This window comes from Solibacillus ferritrahens (assembly GCF_037027585.1).
GTDB lineage: Bacteria > Bacillota > Bacilli > Bacillales_A > Planococcaceae > Solibacillus > Solibacillus ferritrahens.
In genome coordinates this window covers 89,013-105,548 of the sequence record NZ_JAXCLE010000001.1, presented here as the reverse complement: position 1 = coordinate 105,548, position 16,536 = coordinate 89,013, and the positions used below count along the sequence as shown (strand labels likewise).

General features: G+C 37.7%; 18 protein-coding genes. 17 read left to right on the top strand and 1 reads right to left on the bottom strand.

The annotated features are described in order from the left end of the window. Positions 1 to 61: 61 nt before the first annotated feature. The 6 genes from SNE38_RS00545 to SNE38_RS00520 all read left to right on the top strand — a co-directional run bounded on the left by SNE38_RS00545 (position 62) and on the right by SNE38_RS00520 (position 4,955). Entirely contained in the window at positions 62 to 439 is a 378-nt protein-coding gene (locus SNE38_RS00545; protein WP_191699774.1) for a GntR family transcriptional regulator, read from the top strand. Beyond that, a complete protein-coding gene (locus SNE38_RS00540) occupies positions 432 to 1,121 on the top strand; it encodes an ATP-binding cassette domain-containing protein (RefSeq protein WP_191703774.1) in 690 nt (229 codons plus the stop codon). Before SNE38_RS00545 ends, SNE38_RS00540 begins: the two co-directional genes overlap by 8 nt. Next, a complete protein-coding gene (locus tag SNE38_RS00535; RefSeq protein WP_191703775.1) occupies positions 1,118 to 1,942 on the top strand; it encodes a hypothetical protein in 825 nt (274 codons plus the stop codon). The genes SNE38_RS00540 and SNE38_RS00535 overlap by 4 nt, the downstream gene beginning before the upstream one ends. 14 nt (positions 1,943 to 1,956) lie before the next feature. After that, on the top strand, positions 1,957 to 3,117 hold the full coding sequence (locus tag SNE38_RS00530) for a hypothetical protein (RefSeq protein ID WP_191703776.1): 1,161 nt from the start codon (positions 1,957 to 1,959) through the stop codon (positions 3,115 to 3,117). Between the two features lie 210 nt (positions 3,118 to 3,327). Then, a complete protein-coding gene (locus SNE38_RS00525) occupies positions 3,328 to 4,527 on the top strand; it encodes a chromate transporter (protein ID WP_191703777.1) in 1,200 nt (399 codons plus the stop codon). 77 nt (positions 4,528 to 4,604) lie between these two features. After that, positions 4,605 to 4,955, top strand: a complete 351-nt coding sequence (locus SNE38_RS00520) for a hypothetical protein (protein WP_191703778.1) — start codon at positions 4,605 to 4,607, stop codon at positions 4,953 to 4,955. 58 nt (positions 4,956 to 5,013) lie between these two features. Here the strand turns inward: SNE38_RS00520 and SNE38_RS00515 are convergent, their stop codons facing one another. After that, the gene (locus SNE38_RS00515; RefSeq protein WP_336045636.1) at positions 5,014 to 5,544 is read right to left on the bottom strand and encodes a hypothetical protein; all 531 of its coding nucleotides are present in this window, start codon (positions 5,542 to 5,544) and stop codon (positions 5,014 to 5,016) included. Positions 5,545 to 5,893: 349 nt separating this feature from the next. Here SNE38_RS00515 and SNE38_RS00510 point away from each other — a divergent pair, with 349 nt between their 5' ends. From SNE38_RS00510 to SNE38_RS00460, 11 genes are all read left to right on the top strand, one after another. Then, positions 5,894 to 7,165, top strand: a complete 1,272-nt coding sequence (locus SNE38_RS00510; RefSeq protein WP_336045635.1) for an MFS transporter — start codon at positions 5,894 to 5,896, stop codon at positions 7,163 to 7,165. Between the two features lie 296 nt (positions 7,166 to 7,461). Beyond that, positions 7,462 to 7,980: a hypothetical protein gene (locus tag SNE38_RS00505; RefSeq protein WP_336045634.1), complete on the top strand. Its 519-nt coding sequence runs from the start codon at positions 7,462 to 7,464 to the stop codon at positions 7,978 to 7,980. Continuing rightward, the gene (locus tag SNE38_RS00500) at positions 7,977 to 8,462 is read left to right on the top strand and encodes a hypothetical protein (protein WP_191703782.1); all 486 of its coding nucleotides are present in this window, start codon (positions 7,977 to 7,979) and stop codon (positions 8,460 to 8,462) included. Before SNE38_RS00505 ends, SNE38_RS00500 begins: the two co-directional genes overlap by 4 nt. Positions 8,463 to 8,556: 94 nt before the next feature. Next, positions 8,557 to 9,507, top strand: a complete 951-nt coding sequence (locus SNE38_RS00495; protein WP_191703783.1) for a LysR family transcriptional regulator — start codon at positions 8,557 to 8,559, stop codon at positions 9,505 to 9,507. Between the two features lie 172 nt (positions 9,508 to 9,679). Continuing rightward, positions 9,680 to 10,747 (top strand): iron-siderophore ABC transporter substrate-binding protein, encoded by a 1,068-nt coding sequence (locus tag SNE38_RS00490; protein ID WP_336045633.1) that lies wholly within the window; start codon positions 9,680 to 9,682, stop codon positions 10,745 to 10,747. A gap of 1 nt (position 10,748) precedes the next feature. Continuing rightward, positions 10,749 to 11,783: a FecCD family ABC transporter permease gene (locus SNE38_RS00485; RefSeq protein WP_336045632.1), complete on the top strand. Its 1,035-nt coding sequence runs from the start codon at positions 10,749 to 10,751 to the stop codon at positions 11,781 to 11,783. After that, positions 11,780 to 12,811: a FecCD family ABC transporter permease gene (locus tag SNE38_RS00480; RefSeq protein WP_191703786.1), complete on the top strand. Its 1,032-nt coding sequence runs from the start codon at positions 11,780 to 11,782 to the stop codon at positions 12,809 to 12,811. Before SNE38_RS00485 ends, SNE38_RS00480 begins: the two co-directional genes overlap by 4 nt. Then, positions 12,811 to 13,626, top strand: a complete 816-nt coding sequence (locus SNE38_RS00475; RefSeq protein WP_191703787.1) for an ABC transporter ATP-binding protein — start codon at positions 12,811 to 12,813, stop codon at positions 13,624 to 13,626. Before SNE38_RS00480 ends, SNE38_RS00475 begins: the two co-directional genes overlap by 1 nt. Positions 13,627 to 13,718: 92 nt before the next feature. After that, positions 13,719 to 14,771 (top strand): NAD(P)/FAD-dependent oxidoreductase, encoded by a 1,053-nt coding sequence (locus tag SNE38_RS00470; RefSeq protein ID WP_336045631.1) that lies wholly within the window; start codon positions 13,719 to 13,721, stop codon positions 14,769 to 14,771. Positions 14,772 to 14,921: 150 nt separating this feature from the next. Next, a complete protein-coding gene (locus SNE38_RS00465) occupies positions 14,922 to 15,932 on the top strand; it encodes a hypothetical protein (RefSeq protein WP_191703789.1) in 1,011 nt (336 codons plus the stop codon). A gap of 58 nt (positions 15,933 to 15,990) precedes the next feature. Then, entirely contained in the window at positions 15,991 to 16,491 is a 501-nt protein-coding gene (locus tag SNE38_RS00460) for a GNAT family N-acetyltransferase (RefSeq protein WP_191703790.1), read from the top strand. Positions 16,492 to 16,536 lie beyond the last annotated feature (45 nt).

Genomic DNA, 16,536 nt, shown 5'->3' with positions numbered 1-16,536 from the left:
AAAACGCATTTTTTTAGACATGGTGTACTAGGTCGTTAATACACGAAGGGAGCTGACAACAATGGATGTAAAATTTAATAATCGTGATCCTGTCTATGTGCAAGTCATTCGCCATTTTAAGGAACAAATTGCAAAAGGTTTCTTTGCGCCTGGACATGTGATTCCATCACGGCGAGAGCTAGCCAATCAGCTCAAGATTAATCCAAATACGGTGCAACGTGCCTATAAGGAAATGGAGGAGCAAAAATTGATTTATACAGAGGGAAATATGCCAAGTTGTATTACGAAGGATGAAGCAGTATTAAAAAGCGTTCGTGAAGAGCTGATTACTGAAGCGGTGCAGGTGTTCATAAGTTCTATTAAATCAATCAATGCACCACTTCCGGAAATTATGGAGCTCGTGCAAAAAAAGTATGAGGAGGCTGAGCAGCGTGATTGAAGTAAAAAATGTCTATAAAAAATACAAGAAAAAGCAAGTATTAAAAGATATGAGCTTCACAGCTGAAAAAGGGCAAATTACGTGTTTAATCGGTATAAATGGTGCCGGAAAAACAACAATCATGAAGTCTATTATGGCGCTTACACCATTTGATCGCGGTGAAATATTAATCGATGGAAAAAAGATTAATAAAGATGCCTACGAAAAAATCACGTACATTCCGGACCGCCTTACAATGCTACCAAACTATACGATTGCTGAGAGTTTTGAATTTATGGCGGACTTTTATAAAGCATGGAATGAACAGCGCGCAACCGAACTACTTTCATTTTTCAAATTGAACCAGCAAGATAAACTTTCAAGCTTATCAAAAGGGAATGCGGCAAAGGTCAATCTACTGCTTGGTTTAGCATTGGATGTAGACTACATATTAATGGATGAACCCTTTTCTGGTATTGATATATTCTCGCGTGAGCAAATCGCCAATGTGTTTACTAGTCACTTAATTGAAAATCGCGGTGTTATCATTACGACACATGAAATCAATGATATTGAGCACTTAATAGATAAAGCTGTGCTTATCGGCGATGGTAAAGTACTAAGAGAAATGAATGTAGAAGAGATTCGTGAAATGGAAGGTAAATCCGTAGTAGATGTAATGCGGGAGGTGTATGTAGGATGAACGAATATTTTAAACTCGTCAATTTTGAAGTAAGACGATTTAGTAAACTCTTTTTAACACTCATAGTAGCGGTAACTGTTGTACAAATCATAGGTGCATTTATGACATCATTCAATTTTATGGAACGAGTAGAAACAACGATGGCGCAGAAGCAACTAGGAGAAAGTGAATACGTTCTTGAGTACGGTGCTTATAACTTTCAAAATTTCATATTTTCTGAGTATTTTATACTTTCCATTGTTTTCGCAGCAACAATATTAGTTATTTACGTATTTTTCATTTGGTATCGTGATTGGCTTGGAAAGTCGTCATTTATTTACCGGTTATTAATGCTGCCTACTGCAAGAAGAAATATTTATTTTGCCAAGCTGACTGCGATTTTGCTGTTCGTGCTTTGTTTAGTAGGAGTACAAATCGCTTTAATAGAAGTGGTGCAACAGATTATTCATGGCATTATACCGGATCAGCTGCGTGTTGATCAAAGTAAAGCTTATATTTATTCATTCGATGTATTGTCGTTTTTATACCCGAAAACTCCTTTACTTTTTATCCTTCTTTATGGACTTGGAGCAACAGTAGTAGCGGTCGTATTTACTGCGATTTTATTCGAACGAAGCTATCATTTAAAAGGTATTCTTTTGGGAGCAATATATATAATCATCTCAATCCTTGTTATAGCAATACCGGTGATTATTCAGGATATAACAGGTTATCTATACTTGAACGAGATTATTGGGCTAACTGCTGTTACAAGTATTTTAACACTTGGGGTAGCTCTTTATTTAGCAGACTATTTATTAAAACGAAAGATTAATGTGTAGAGGAGGGGAAGCAGATGAAAAAATACTGGCAGCTTCTTTTAATAGTCGGAGTTATTATAGTCATGGTAAGTATCCATTATATCCAAGTCGCTAATGCGAAAAGTTATCATTTTACATTTGATAAAATTTCCGGGGACGACAAATATGTGGATTCATTATTAATAGAAGGAAATCTAGAAGAGGGAATGGAATATAGCTCGGTTATTATTGGAAAAGATAAAACAACATTAGTAGACAATTTTAAATATCAAGATGTACCACTTTTATTCCGCGATTTAATCGATCAAAATAAAAACTTTATGCGTGGAAAGTCATTCTCAGCTAGTAATTATTTTGAGGACAACACGAAGCTTGTTTATGTAGAAGAACCGAATGAAACTTGGAAATTAAATAAAGGTGACTCATACAGCTACCGATTCGATTTATTGGATAAAGTAAAAAACGATCGGATTACATTTGACATACAATCCAAATTAAATAAGAAAGTTAACTGGCTTACGGTTCATAATATAACTGTTGTAAATAATGAGGTGAAGTTGTTAGTCAGACATTACCTTGACAATGGTGATGAAGAATTTTACATTGTTATCATTGATTTAAATAAACAACAGATAGTAAGCGAGAGGTCCATTGAGACTGTTACAAATGATGAACCGTTGTATACTAATCTTGAAATTTATAATCAGTATCATAATCTAGGTTATGAAAAATATCTTATCTATTCAACGACATTGTATAATGCTGAGGAAGAAGTACGTAATATCATTTCACGTCAGTTTAAAGTAGTAAATATGGAAACAAATGAAGTGACGCCACTCGAACTTCCGGACGGCTTAGAAATCGATATGCAAAGTGGTACGGTAGATAATAACTATTTCGTTGCTGCCCGTATGACGGATACCGACACATGGATTTACAGGTATAATATCGGGCAACAAAGATGGCTTGAACCGATAACAGTTCCACACCCTGAAAAATTCGTGAATAAGGAACTGAATAATACGTATGGCTACAACGGTAAATTCTACGTATTAAACGAAATGGAAAAAGATTTCGTTCTCCAAATATTCGATATTGAAAAGGGTACTATTTTATATGAAGGTATTCTTTCAAAGAAAGATGCCAAGCAAAAATATTTTATATGGGCTAATCGATTCTTGGAACAAACGGAATAACTTACAAACGAATATAAGCAATGCAACTCTTAATATTTGGCTACCAACCTATAAATATTGAGCTAGCATGGAATACCCACTATTTTTCTGTAGAGAGAATAGTGGGTTTTTCTCTTTATTTAAGTTTTGTAAAGTTTCGTAAATTTATTACTTGAATAGTGGGATGTTTGCTACGATTATGATATTCAAAGGGTAAAGAAAGGAGATAAAATGGAGCCACTGAACCAGAATAAAAACGGGTTATTTAAAACATTATTAGAGATTTTTTTCGTATCAACTAAATTGGGCTTTACTTCATTTGGAGGACCGATTGCACATTTAGGCTATTTTCATGAAGAATATGTCCGTAGAAGGAAATGGATGGACGAAAAAAGTTATGCTGACTTAGTGGCATTGTGCCAGTTTTTGCCTGGACCTGCGAGTAGTCAGGTAGGGATAGGAATTGGTGTGATACGTGCTGGAGCAGTAGGAGGCATTGTATCATTTTTAGGTTTTACAATGCCATCTGTAATTGCACTTATTATATTTGCATTAGTCGTTCAAGGTTTGGATGTGAGTCAGGCAGGTTGGATTCATGGATTGAAAATCGTGGCAGTCGCAGTGGTAGCGCACGCAATATTAGGAATGGCACAAAATTTAACACCGGATAGACAAAGAAAAACGATTGCCCTCTTTGCTGTAATAGTAACATTAATATGGCAAACCGCCTATTCTCAAGTAGGAGTAATACTTTTAGGTGCGTTCATTGGGTTTCTACTATATAAAAAAGAGAATACCGATGTGGAAGCAATGTCATCTTTTCCACTCAGCCGGCGCTTTGCAATAGGTTGTCTAGTGTTATTTTTTGGCTTACTTTTTCTGTTGCCCATTTTACGGGAACTGACTTCCATTCAATGGATAGCTCTATTTGACAGCTTTTATCGCTCGGGTGCACTCGTGTTTGGTGGCGGGCATGTCGTTTTACCGTTACTTGAAAAGGAATTTGTACCGACTGCCTGGTTGAGTGAAGAAGAATTTTTGGCAGGATATGGGGCTACACAGGCTGTACCGGGCCCATTATTTACATTTGCAGCATACATAGGTGCCGTGATGAATGGCTGGATAGGTGGCTTACTAGCAACTGTAGCAATATTTTTACCAGCTTTTTTATTAGTATTTGGGACATTGCCTTTTTGGGATCGTCTACGCCGCAATTCAAAAGTGAAAGGGGCACTTATGGGCGTGAATGCAGCAGTTGTAGGTATTTTAATATCTGCCTTTTATACACCTATATGGACGAGCTCTATTTTTACCCCATTGGACTTTGCTTTTGCTGCTATATTATTTAGCATGCTTGTATTTTGGAAGTTATCACCCTTCGCCGTTGTCGTAACGGGAATTATAGGTGGCATGCTTATGACAATGGTATAAATAATCTTTTCTAAATGAAATATGTTACAGTAGACATACTAACCGCGAATATAGCGGATTTGGAGGGTTATTTTTAAATGACAAATACAGTAGATGAACTATTGGAGTCGCTAATCGCTGCGACCGTAAATAATGAAGTGAAGTGGAGTAATGGTACTGCGAAACTGGAATCAGTTTTAGAAGAAGTATATGGCAACACGGAAAAGCTCTATTTCTTTTTTGATGAAGAAGAGGGTTCGAATATCGTCATCGCTACGTACAAGTATTACGAAGGTGAAGTAGAAGCAGACGAATTTTTAAAAGATGGCATAAGCCTTTTTGTTATTGATGCCGATGATTCTGAAATTTTAAATGAAGTAACAGATGAAGATGCGGATGATGCAAAGCTATTTACAACTTTGATCGAAGCCATTCAGGAAGCGAAATAAAGGCAACGGGGCACTCATATTGAAGTATGAGTGCCCCTCTACATTTGCCTAGTTAAACTCAGACAAGTTCAAACTGTATACCTTCTGGATAAAGACCAACATACGTCCCTTCACCATTTTGATAGGCGATTTCAGCTCCGTCCATTACATTGTGTTTAGTTAATTCCTTCACAATAGTATCCATTGCAATTTGTAAATTTACAGCAAGAACAAATGTTGTCCCGGCACCATCACCGACCTCTGAGCCATAGAGCTGCCCATTTCCAGTGGAGTGTAAAACTTCGTCCAGTAAATCTTCCACCATTAAAGTTTTTTCCTCTGCCGCGTCAAATTGTGACTCATCGTTATAACGGTATTGAACAGCTATTTTAGTTAAAGAATCTTCCTCAACATATTCATACCCTTGATTAACTTGTTCTTTTGCTAATTTTTTCATTAAACCATTAGAGCTTTCAAAAAATCCTGGCGTCATAAGTTCCTTGCTGCCTTGAACCCCTAATTTGCCGGATAGTATATGTAGCTGTTTTTCCTCTTTCCATACTTGCCAATAAAATGTGTCGCTGCTAGTCTTTTTAATTAGTCGAATCATACTAAACCCCCTAATAATAGTTAAGTATTGCAGAATCACGATATTTTATTTCTATTCGTCTCTGCCTTAATCATGCACAATAACTGCAAAAAACTCCTAATATATTTTTTTACATCATATTGTACCGAGATATCATGGGGACTTTACCCACTTCCAAGAAAAAATAACCCTTATTTTGGATAATTTGTATATTTTAAATCTGAGGAGTTATGACGCTAATCTAGCTCTGTGCAAAATATATTCAAAAGGTAAGAGTCGAGTAAGACATTTTTCTTTTACTGGAAATCATTTACGTTTCCTCTTACAATTCTCTTATAAGTATAGAAAACTGAAAGAATAGGAATAGTCTATGAAAAAAACTGTAAATCCCTCGATAGAGCGTTATGTTCATTCAGAGGAAGAGCAACAAAAGCTTTATAAAAGAACGTTATGGGTCGTTATTTTATCACAAACGTTTGGCGGGGCAGGACTGGCCGCCGGAATTACGGTCGGGGCGTTAATCGCTCGGCAAATGCTTGGTTCCGAGAGCTTTACAGGTTTGCCGACTGCTTTATTCACACTTGGCTCTGCATTATCTGCATTTTTAGTTGGCCGTTTTTCCCAGCGCTTTGGACGAAGATATGGCCTGTCATTCGGCTTCATTACAGGGGGAGTCGGTGCGGTAGGAGTTATAGCTGCAACGGCGATGGAAAATATCGCCCTATTGTTTTTAGCACTGTTCATTTATGGAGCAGGTACTTCGACGAACTTACAGGCGCGCTATGCAGGAACCGACTTGGCTAAGCCAAAACAGCGTGCAACAGCTATTAGTATGGCAATGGTCGCAACGACAATCGGAGCTGTTGCAGGTCCAAATTTAGTCACACCAACTGGTCATCTTGCTGAAGCAATTGGTTTACCGACTTTGACTGGCCCATTTTTACTCGCTGCTTTGGCATATTTACTGGCGGGCTTTACGTTTTTCTTCTTATTAAAGCCGGACCCTTTACTTGTGGCAGTTGCTATTGCAGAAAAACAAAACGAAGAACAAGTTTCTACTGGTGGGATAAATCAGCAATCGACAGTCGATCGTTTAGGCGTTGGAGTCGGTGCGATTGTCCTTGTGATGTCACATGTTGTGATGGTTGCTATTATGACGATGACACCGATTCATATGGAGCGGGCAGGAAGTGGACTGTCACTTATCGGACTCGTGATTAGTATGCATGTGGCCGCAATGTATTTACCGTCCCTTGTAACGGGGATTTTGGTCGATAAAGTGGGTCGGTCATGGATGGTTGTTGCCTCGGGTGTCACACTGTCATTTGCCGGCTTTATAGCAGCATATTCGCCAGGGGATAGGATGTGGTCGGTAGCTCTTGCACTCATTTTACTTGGTCTTGGCTGGAACTTCGGACTCATTAGTGGAACAGCTATGATTATTGATGCTACAACGATTCAAAACCGTGCGAAAATCCAAGGCTCAGTAGATGTTTCAGTTGCACTTGCCGGCTCTGCAGGTGGCCTACTTTCAGGCATTATCGTGGCCAACTCAAGCTATGCATTCCTCAGCTTTATCGGTGCGTACATGGCAATATTATTTATTCCGCTTATGATTTGGGTACGTTATAGGAAGAAATAGAGGAGTAAAAGAATTTTTAATCCGCTTTCTGATTGTCTAAGATTGAAATTCTAATATGTTCGCTCGAATTTCTAATAAAATAAAAAATGTTCTAATAAAAGTAATGTTTTCTAATATTTAGTTAAAATCTTCTAAAAAGAGTTTACGATCTTCTAAAATCATAGTGCAAAGTTCAAATATCAGTACCAGAATTTCTAATAAATCAAAAAAAGTTCTAATAAAGTGACCGCACTTGTACCGAGTGCGGTCAAAATTCGCGGAGCTCGGTGCTTACTATAGAAAGTTAAAGGTGACTTATGAAAAAAATATTGTTAGCTCTATTGTTTGTGATGCTCATTGTTGGATGCTCTCAAAAAGAGCTGAAGCTGAACGATGAATTGCTATTTGAATTACATGATGTAAATGAAGAGGAGTTCCAGCTGTTAAAAGAACGAACGACTAATTTTACAGAAGAAGAATTAAAACAAAATTATGCAACGATTGTATTTGATTATCACATACGGAATGGCAAAAAATTTGACAATCTTACTGTTCAGTATAAAAATAGTTTCGGCAATTTAATGGAACAAGTTAAATATGAGGACGGACTCAAATTTATGAATGGTGATGGGAGAACATCCACTTATAGAAATGGCAGCTTTGAACGTAATTCAGACCGCTTAGTTTTTTATGTAAAGGATTTTACAGAGGTGCAATTACAGGATATTTTTAAAGAATTTATGTTAGAGGTTGGCTGGGAAAACGATGATGGAAAATGGGAAACTGAAACAATACCAGTCGGTGAGGCATTTTTGGATAAGAGAGGAAGTAAATGATGACACAATATACGGCGTTTGTTTCGGATAAGGAACTACACGAGGTGGATTTCACAGGATTTCGCTTAACAACCATACGTGAAATGAAAAAGCTGTATCCATTAAGCGAAGGGTTCCCGGAACAACCATGGCATTCATTCGATGATGATGTGGAAATTTTAAATACACCGGATGAAAAGGCATTTGAGAAGTTACGTATTTCTAAATGGATGAACCCGCCGTACGATTTAGAAGATTATAGTAATAAAGCATTTGTTTATTCTATTGAAGGAAGATGGAATGATTTATTTATAACTGCACTGCAAAAGTATATAAAGGAGCATATCACGCCCGATCAAAACGTCGATTTAATACGCTTTTGGGCAGGACATGCAGAAGATTACCAACTATTGAATGAGTCTACGCTAGTGATTGATGAGATAGAGCCATCAGATTTGGCACTAATCGGTAAGCAACTATATACTCGTGTGAAGTTTGTGTAATTTATTGGGATTTACAATTAAATGGAAGTTTAAAACCTCTTATAAAACTAGTACAATATTAATAGACGAAATAAACTGAAAACGAGGGGTCGAGATGGAGTTTAGGCAATTAGAATATTTTATGATGCTTTGTAAAGAACTTCATTTTACAAGAGCTGCAGAGAAGCTTCATATTTCACAACCAACGTTAAGTCATCAAATAAAGGTTCTAGAAAATGAAGTAGGGGCTTTATTATTTGACCGGATCGGAAAGAAAATATCTCTTACGGAGGCAGGAGAAATTTTATTTAACCAGAGCGCATCAATCTTCAATTCAATTGATAATGCAAAGCTTCAGATTAATGAACTGGAATTGCTGGAGCGAGGGACATTAAAGATTGGAGCGTTGCCTGGAGAGCTAACGAATATTGTTTCGGAAAGCTTAATTCAATATTCATTTGAATATCCTCAAATAAAATTATCGGTACTTAGTTCGGACGATTTATATTCACTGTTAAGGGATAATCAAATTGACTTCGCTTTTTCATTTACTCAAAACTATCTCCCATCAGCGGAAGACCAATTTATCGAAATTCCATTGTACGTGGAAGAATTTTTGTTCGTTGCAGAGCGGGAACATCCTTTAATGGCCGAGGAGGAGCTTAGCCTCTCACAATTAATCGATGTACCTTTAATATTATTCTCAAGTTTGCATCTTTGCCGAAAAATTTTGGATGGTACTCTAAAACAAGAGCATATTTCTTTAAATCCTGTGTTCGAAACGTCCAGCATTAATACAATTTTTAATTTTGTAAATAAGGGAATGGGTGGTACGATCATTGCAAAGTCACTCTATCAAATGCAAGACAACGAGCGGTTAACTGCCCGACCGATTACTAATGAAGGATTGAAACGGGAAACAGCCATTATTTATCGGAAAGATAAATTTATGAATAAGGCGGTACGTTACTATATTCCAATCTTAATCGATTACCTGGAACAACTGCACATTCTATTATCAGAGCAAACGAAAGACCAACTTTATACAGTATCTGCGGGGAAGTGAAACGATTTTGCATATATGAGCAAAATCGTTTTTATTATTTATATATAATTTTTAAGTAGAAAATAGTCTTTAAGTATTAATTTTTGTTGACAATGATTATCAATTACATATATTATTTACAATAACGATAATGATAATCGTTATCAACTTATAGTTAAGGGGCGTTATGAAAATGAATACAAAAAAGTTTAAATCTTTTTTGACAACGTTATTTGCAACAATTGGGATACTGCTTATTGCAGGATGTGCAGAGACAGAAACAAACACAGATGAAAATAAATCAGAGGAAACAAATTCACAAGCTTCAAATTCAGAAAATTCCGGAACTGAGTATCCGATTGTGATTAAACATGCACTAGGCGAAACAGTAATTGAAGAGAAGCCGGAGCGTGTAGCAACGGTTGCATGGGCAAACCATGATGTGGCACTTGCTCTAGGTGTAGTACCAGTAGGTTTCTCAGCAGCAAACTACGGTGTTCAAGATGAAAGCGGTATGCTTCCATGGACAGCAGAAAAGTTAAAAGAGCTTGGTGAAGAGAACCCGAACATTTACCAAGATACAGATGGACTGGATTTTGAAGCGATTTCAGATTCTAATCCGGATGTGATTTTAGCGGCATACTCAGGACTTACACAAGAAGAGTACGATACGTTAAGCGAGATTGCACCAGTCGTTGCATACCCGGCAACTCCTTGGGTTATTACATGGCGTGACCAAATCCTATACAACGCAAAAGGTATGGGTATGGAAGAAGAAGGAAAGCAATTAATCGCGGACACAGAAAAATTAATTCAAGATAAAGCAAACGAGTTCCCTGAAATTAAAGGGAAAAAAGCGGCATTCGGTATGTTTAACGCGACAGATTTATCTAAGTTCTATATTTATACACCAGCTGATCCACGCGGAGAATTACTGGAAGAGTTAGGTATGGAATATCCGGAAAGCATTAAAGCGCAAGTTCAGGATGAAAGCAGCTTCTACATTGAGTTAAGTGCAGAAAATGCAGATGCTTTAAATGATGCTGAAATTCTAATTGCATATGGCGATGACAACACATTAAAAGCACTTCAGGCAGATCCGATTTTAGGGAAAGTTCCTGCAATTAAAAATGGTGCGGTGTTAATTATTCCTGACAATACTCCACTTGCTGCAGCAGGAAACCCGAATCCATTATCAATTCAGTACACAATTGATGAATATGTATCACTAATATCGGAAGTTGCAAAAAAGTTGAAGTAATATGAAAAGTTCATCCGTTATAGAAAAGAAACAATTTATGATGCCGCGTAATTTTATAAAAGTATTATTGCTTTTAATTATTTTACTCGGCCTATGTATACTCGCATCATTAGTATTTGGTTCTCGGATGATTAGTTGGACAGATCTTCTGAATGGGTTATTCCATTCAGAAGTTCAGTCGCATGAAGCCAATGTAGTAAGACAGCGTATTGTCAGAACCATTTTTTGTTTATTATGTGGTGCTGCATTAGGTGTTTCTGGTGCACTTATGCAATCAGTTACACGAAATCCTATTGCAGATCCGAGTATATTAGGGGTAAACACAGGGGCATCTCTTTTTGTCGTTTGTGGCATCGCCTTTTTAAACATTAGTTCAGCAAATCAATATATTTGGCTTGCGATAGCGGGAGCATTTATTACCGCTATTTTTGTATTTGGAATCGGTTCAATGGGCAGAGGTGGCGCAACACCATTAAAGCTCGTACTAGCAGGTGCAGCAACGAGTGCTATTTTGTCCTCATTAGTTGTTGCAGTTATGATTCCACGTACGAATGTTATGGATCAGTTTAGATTTTGGCAAGTAGGAAGTGTTGGGTCAGGAAACTGGGATACAATCACATTATTTATCCCATTTATAGTGGTAGGAATATTCATTGCACTGTTTACAGCGCCTGCATTAAATGCATTGGCATTAGGTGATGACGTGGCGACAGGTTTAGGTGTACGTACAGTTACAGTAAGAATAGTAGCGGCATTAGGTGGCGTATTATTATGTGGGGCTGCTACGGCTTTGGCAGGACCAATCGGCTTTATTGGCTTATTAGCTACACATATCGTACGTCTCGTAATCGGTCCTGATTTGCGTTATATTATTCCGATGTCTGCATTGTCAGGGGCAATTATTTTAACGATATCCGATGTGGTCGGAAGGCTTCTAGGCAGTCCGAGTGAGCTCGAAGTTGGAATAGTGACTGCCTTTATAGGGGCACCGATTTTAATATTAATTACGATGAAAGCGAAAATGCGTGCAATATGATAAATGAAACGATGAATATGATTAAGACGTCAAGATTAAAAAGAAAACGTCGCTTTATGATGATGACTTCCATACTGGCTATTATATCGTTAGTACTTTGCGGTTTAATGCTCATGCTAGGCAATACCATTTATCCAGTCCAGGATGTCGTAAAGGTATTACTAGGTGAACAAGTGAAAGGAGCATCTTTTGCGGTAAATACGATTCGTTTCCCGCGAATGGTGGCAGGCTTATTTGCAGGCTTTGCATTTGGTGTAGGGGGCTATATTTTCCAAACGATGCTGCGTAACCCGCTGGCAAACCCAAATGTAATTGGGATTACAACAGGTTCAAGTGCCGCAGCTGTTTTTTGTATCATTGTACTGAGTACAAGCAACACGGTTGTATCCATTGCAGCTGTAATAGGAGGGCTTGCAACAGCTATCTTTATCTATCTGTTGGCAAAAGGTACGTCCTTTTCGATTGGTCGACTTATTCTGATCGGTATCGGCATTCAGGCGATGCTTACGGCCTTTATCAATTATTTAATGTTAATCGGAAATACACATGATATTCCGGCAGCTATGAGATGGCTGAGCGGGAGTTTAAATGGTGCCAAATTGATTAATTTATATCCATTAATTTTAATAGTGTGTATTTGTACACCGATTTTAATGTATTTTGCGAAACGTCTGGAAATGCTCGAGCTTGGCGAACAGGCAGCGACGTCTCTAGGGGTTAATACGAACCAAACGAGACTCATCCTTATTATTACATCCGTTCTCATGATTGCATTAGCGACTGCTGCTACAGGTCCGATTGCATTTGTTTCCTTTTTAGCAGGTCCGATTGCAAAGAAAATTGTAGGTGTTGGGTTTTCAGCACTCATTCCAGCTGGTTTAATTGGTGTCATATTAGTATTGGCAGCAGATCTTATTGGTCAGTTTGCTTTTGAAACGCGCTATCCGGTTGGAGTCATAACTGGGATTCTCGGTGCACCGTACTTAATCTATTTATTAATCCGTATTAATCGAAAGGGAGATTTATGATGAAAACAATGCATTCATTCCAAACGCATAATCTTGTTGCCGGCTATGACAACAAAACGATTTTACACGGTATTAGTCTAGCCATTCCAAGCAACAAAATCAGCATAATTATCGGTGCGAATGGTTGTGGGAAATCAACACTTTTAAAAACGATGGCACGATTAATAAAGCCGATTTCCGGTCAAGTTATGCTGGATGAGCAATCGATAAACAAAATCCCTCCGAAGCAGCTTGCACGTGTTTTAGGACTGTTGCCGCAATCACCGATCGTACCTGAAGGAATTACGGTAGCTGATTTAGTAGGGCGTGGTCGATTCCCACATCATAGTTTCTTAAAGGGCTGGTCAACAGCAGATTATGAAGCAGTGGCGGAAGCAATGGAAATAATGAACATTACCGAATTTGCCGATAGTCATATTGATGAGCTTTCTGGTGGGCAAAGACAGCGTGTATGGATCGCCATGGCACTTGCACAGCAAACTGATATTTTGTTTTTAGATGAACCAACAACGTATTTAGATATTACGTATCAAGTAGAAATTTTGGATTTGCTGACAGATTTGAATCGTAAGCGTGGCACCACGATTGTCATGGTCCTACATGATATTAACTTATCAGCACGTTACGCAGACCATATTTTTGCATTGCATGAAGGTAAGCTCATTTCAGAAGGAACCCCTTCTCAAGTTATTACAAGTGAATTAATAAAACGCATTTTCGACTTGAATTGTATCGTGACACAAGATCCAGTTTCGGATTCCCCATCCGTTGTACCAATCGGGAGACATCATACGAAATCCGAAATGCTCGTTTAACTTTTTACAGAATCCGGAAGCAACTAAGCCAAGGCGAAATGATTAGTAATTTAAGCTAACTTTTTAGAAACGAAAAGAATGGAGTGTTTCGAATGAACGATATTTATGATGTAACGATTATCGGTGGAGGTCCAAGTGGATTATATAGTGCGTTCTATGCAGGGTTAAGGGAATTAAAAACGAAAATCATTGAATTTCAACCGACATTAGGTGGAAAGCTGCATGTATATCCGGAAAAGATTATATGGGACATTGGCGGCTTACCTGCGACACCTGCTCAAAAAGTAATTGAAAATTTAATCGAACAAGGACTAACGTTTAAGCCGACTGTATGCCTTAATACAAAAGTCGAATTAGTAACAAAAAAGGACAATCTATTTGTTATTGAAACGAATACAGGAGAAAAGCATTATACGAAGAAAGTGATTGTAGCAGTAGGTGGCGGCATCATCAGTCCGATTAAATTGCATATTGAAGGTGCCGAAAAATATGAGGTGTCGAATTTACATTATACGATTCGAGGCATTCAAAGTTTTAAAGATAAGTCACTCCTAATTTCCGGCGGCGGTAATTCGGCAATAGACTGGGCAAAGGATTTAATCGGTATTGCAAAACAGATGATGGTCATTTACCGAGGGGATAAGTTGTCTGCTCATGAAGCGCAAATTCGTTACTTGCAGGAAAATGGGGTCCCGATCATTACAAATACGCAAATTAAAACACTCGTAGCAAATGACGCCAAGACAAAAATCGACGAAGTGGTTTTAGAAAATGTTAAGACAAACGAACTCTCCAGAATTGTAGTTGATGATGTACTCGTAAACCACGGTTATGATCGAGATGATTCATTTACATTCGATACAGGCCTTGCTCCGAAAAAAGAGACAGACTATAATTACTATTATCTTACAGACGGAAAAGGGCTGACATCTGTTGACGGCATTTATGCGGTTGGAGATATTTCGAAGCATGATAATAAAGTATATTTAATAACAGGTGCGTTCCAAGATGCCATCAATGCGATCAATGCCATTAAAATTAGTCTGGAGCCAACAGCCGATCAGTTTGCAAAGGTTTCCTCCCATAATGAAGTTTTCGAAAAACGTAATCGCGAAGTAATGAAGGGAATTTTGGTGAAGGGCTAATTTGGACAAAATAAAATATAGAAATTCTAACGTAAAAGTTACTAATAGCTTTTGCGTTTTTTTATTGCTGGAAAAATGTACCGAATAATCTATAATGAAGACAAGGTCAATTTAGTAATATTAGGAAATTTTAAAAGGGGTGTTGTACTAATGGTTTTACAAAGAATATATGATTTCAAGTGGCTTCTCATGGCCCTTGTTATTTTATCAGGAAATTTAATCGTATATCAGCTTTCGTTCATTTATACCCTTCCACCTGAACAAATAAATGGGATGGTATTAGGTTCCCTTATAGATTGTGCAATAATCGCACCAGCCCTATTATTATTGCAAAAGGGGAAATGGTCCGTAAAAAATTTTATCGCCTTTGTTGCAATGGGAATTATATTTGCAAGACTCGTAATTCCAACAGCATTTATCGAGCCATTCCGTTATGTCATGTGGTCAGCGATTGCAGTGGAAGCAGCATTAATTATTGTTGAGCTTACAATTATATTCATTTTTATAAAATATTTTCCCAGCATAATACGAGCTGTCAAATTAGAGCAAGAGCAGCTTATTTTTTCATTTCCTCGAATTACAGCAGAGAAAATGAAAAATAATTTTCTAATAAAAATACTTTGCTCGGAAATCCTTGTGTTCTATTATGCGTTTTGCAGTTGGAGGAAAAAACAATCGAATGGATTTACTGTTTACAAGAATACGATGTACGTCCCTTTTTTAGTCATGATTTTTCATGCGGCGTTATTTGAAGCGGTTGCTTTTCATTGGTATTTCCATGACCGCATGCCAATTCTAGCTTGGGGACATACAATTTTATCGATTTATGGACTCCTATTTTTACTGGCTGATTTCCGTGCATTATCACTAAATCCAGTCAAAATTGTAGACGGGAAAATATATATTTCCAATGGGTTAATGAAACGGACAAAAATTGACTTAACAAATATTGTGCACATTCATACAACTGTTCAAGATGAAACGATTTATCATCTTAAAGTAATGGGAAATACAGATGAACTGCCGGCCTTTGTCATCGAGACAAATCAACAGCAAATAATTCATACAATCGGTGGGCTGCAAAAGACGGCGAAATATATTGGCGTTTATGCCGATGACCCGTCAAACCTACGTCGAGAGATTGAATTAGCGATGAAGTAGTGTAAAAAATGTACGTCGGGGGTATATACAAGGGAAAGTAAGATTATGAGGTGAAAATATGAGTATACGAATTTTAGGTTATAAAGATGCTACACAATACAAGGACTTACGATTACAGGCAATAAATGATTCTCCGACGTCATTTTGCTCCTCGTATGAACAGGAAGAAATCTATACCTTGCAGGAAACCGAACATAATATTCGCCCGCAGACCGATCAATTTACACTGGGGGCATTTGACGGTAAACAACTAATTGGTATGGTTACCTTCAAACGCGAAACAAATGCAAAACTAAACCATAAAGGCCGTGTAATGGAGATGTATGTGTCCCCTGATATGAGAAATAAGGGAATTGGTCGGGCGATGCTGGAAGAGTTACTACGATTGTTAAAGGAAAGTGAAGGGCTTGAGCAACTGTACTTGTCAGTCGAATCAACAAACATACAGGTACTCGAGCTTTGTAAATCTCTTGAGTTCAATCAGTATGCTACAGAAAAGCGTGCAATAAAAATTGATGGGAACTACTATGATGAATTATGGATGGTAAAAAATCTGTAAACGTAAAAAACGTAAAAGCAATCAAATTTGCTTTTACGTTTTTTT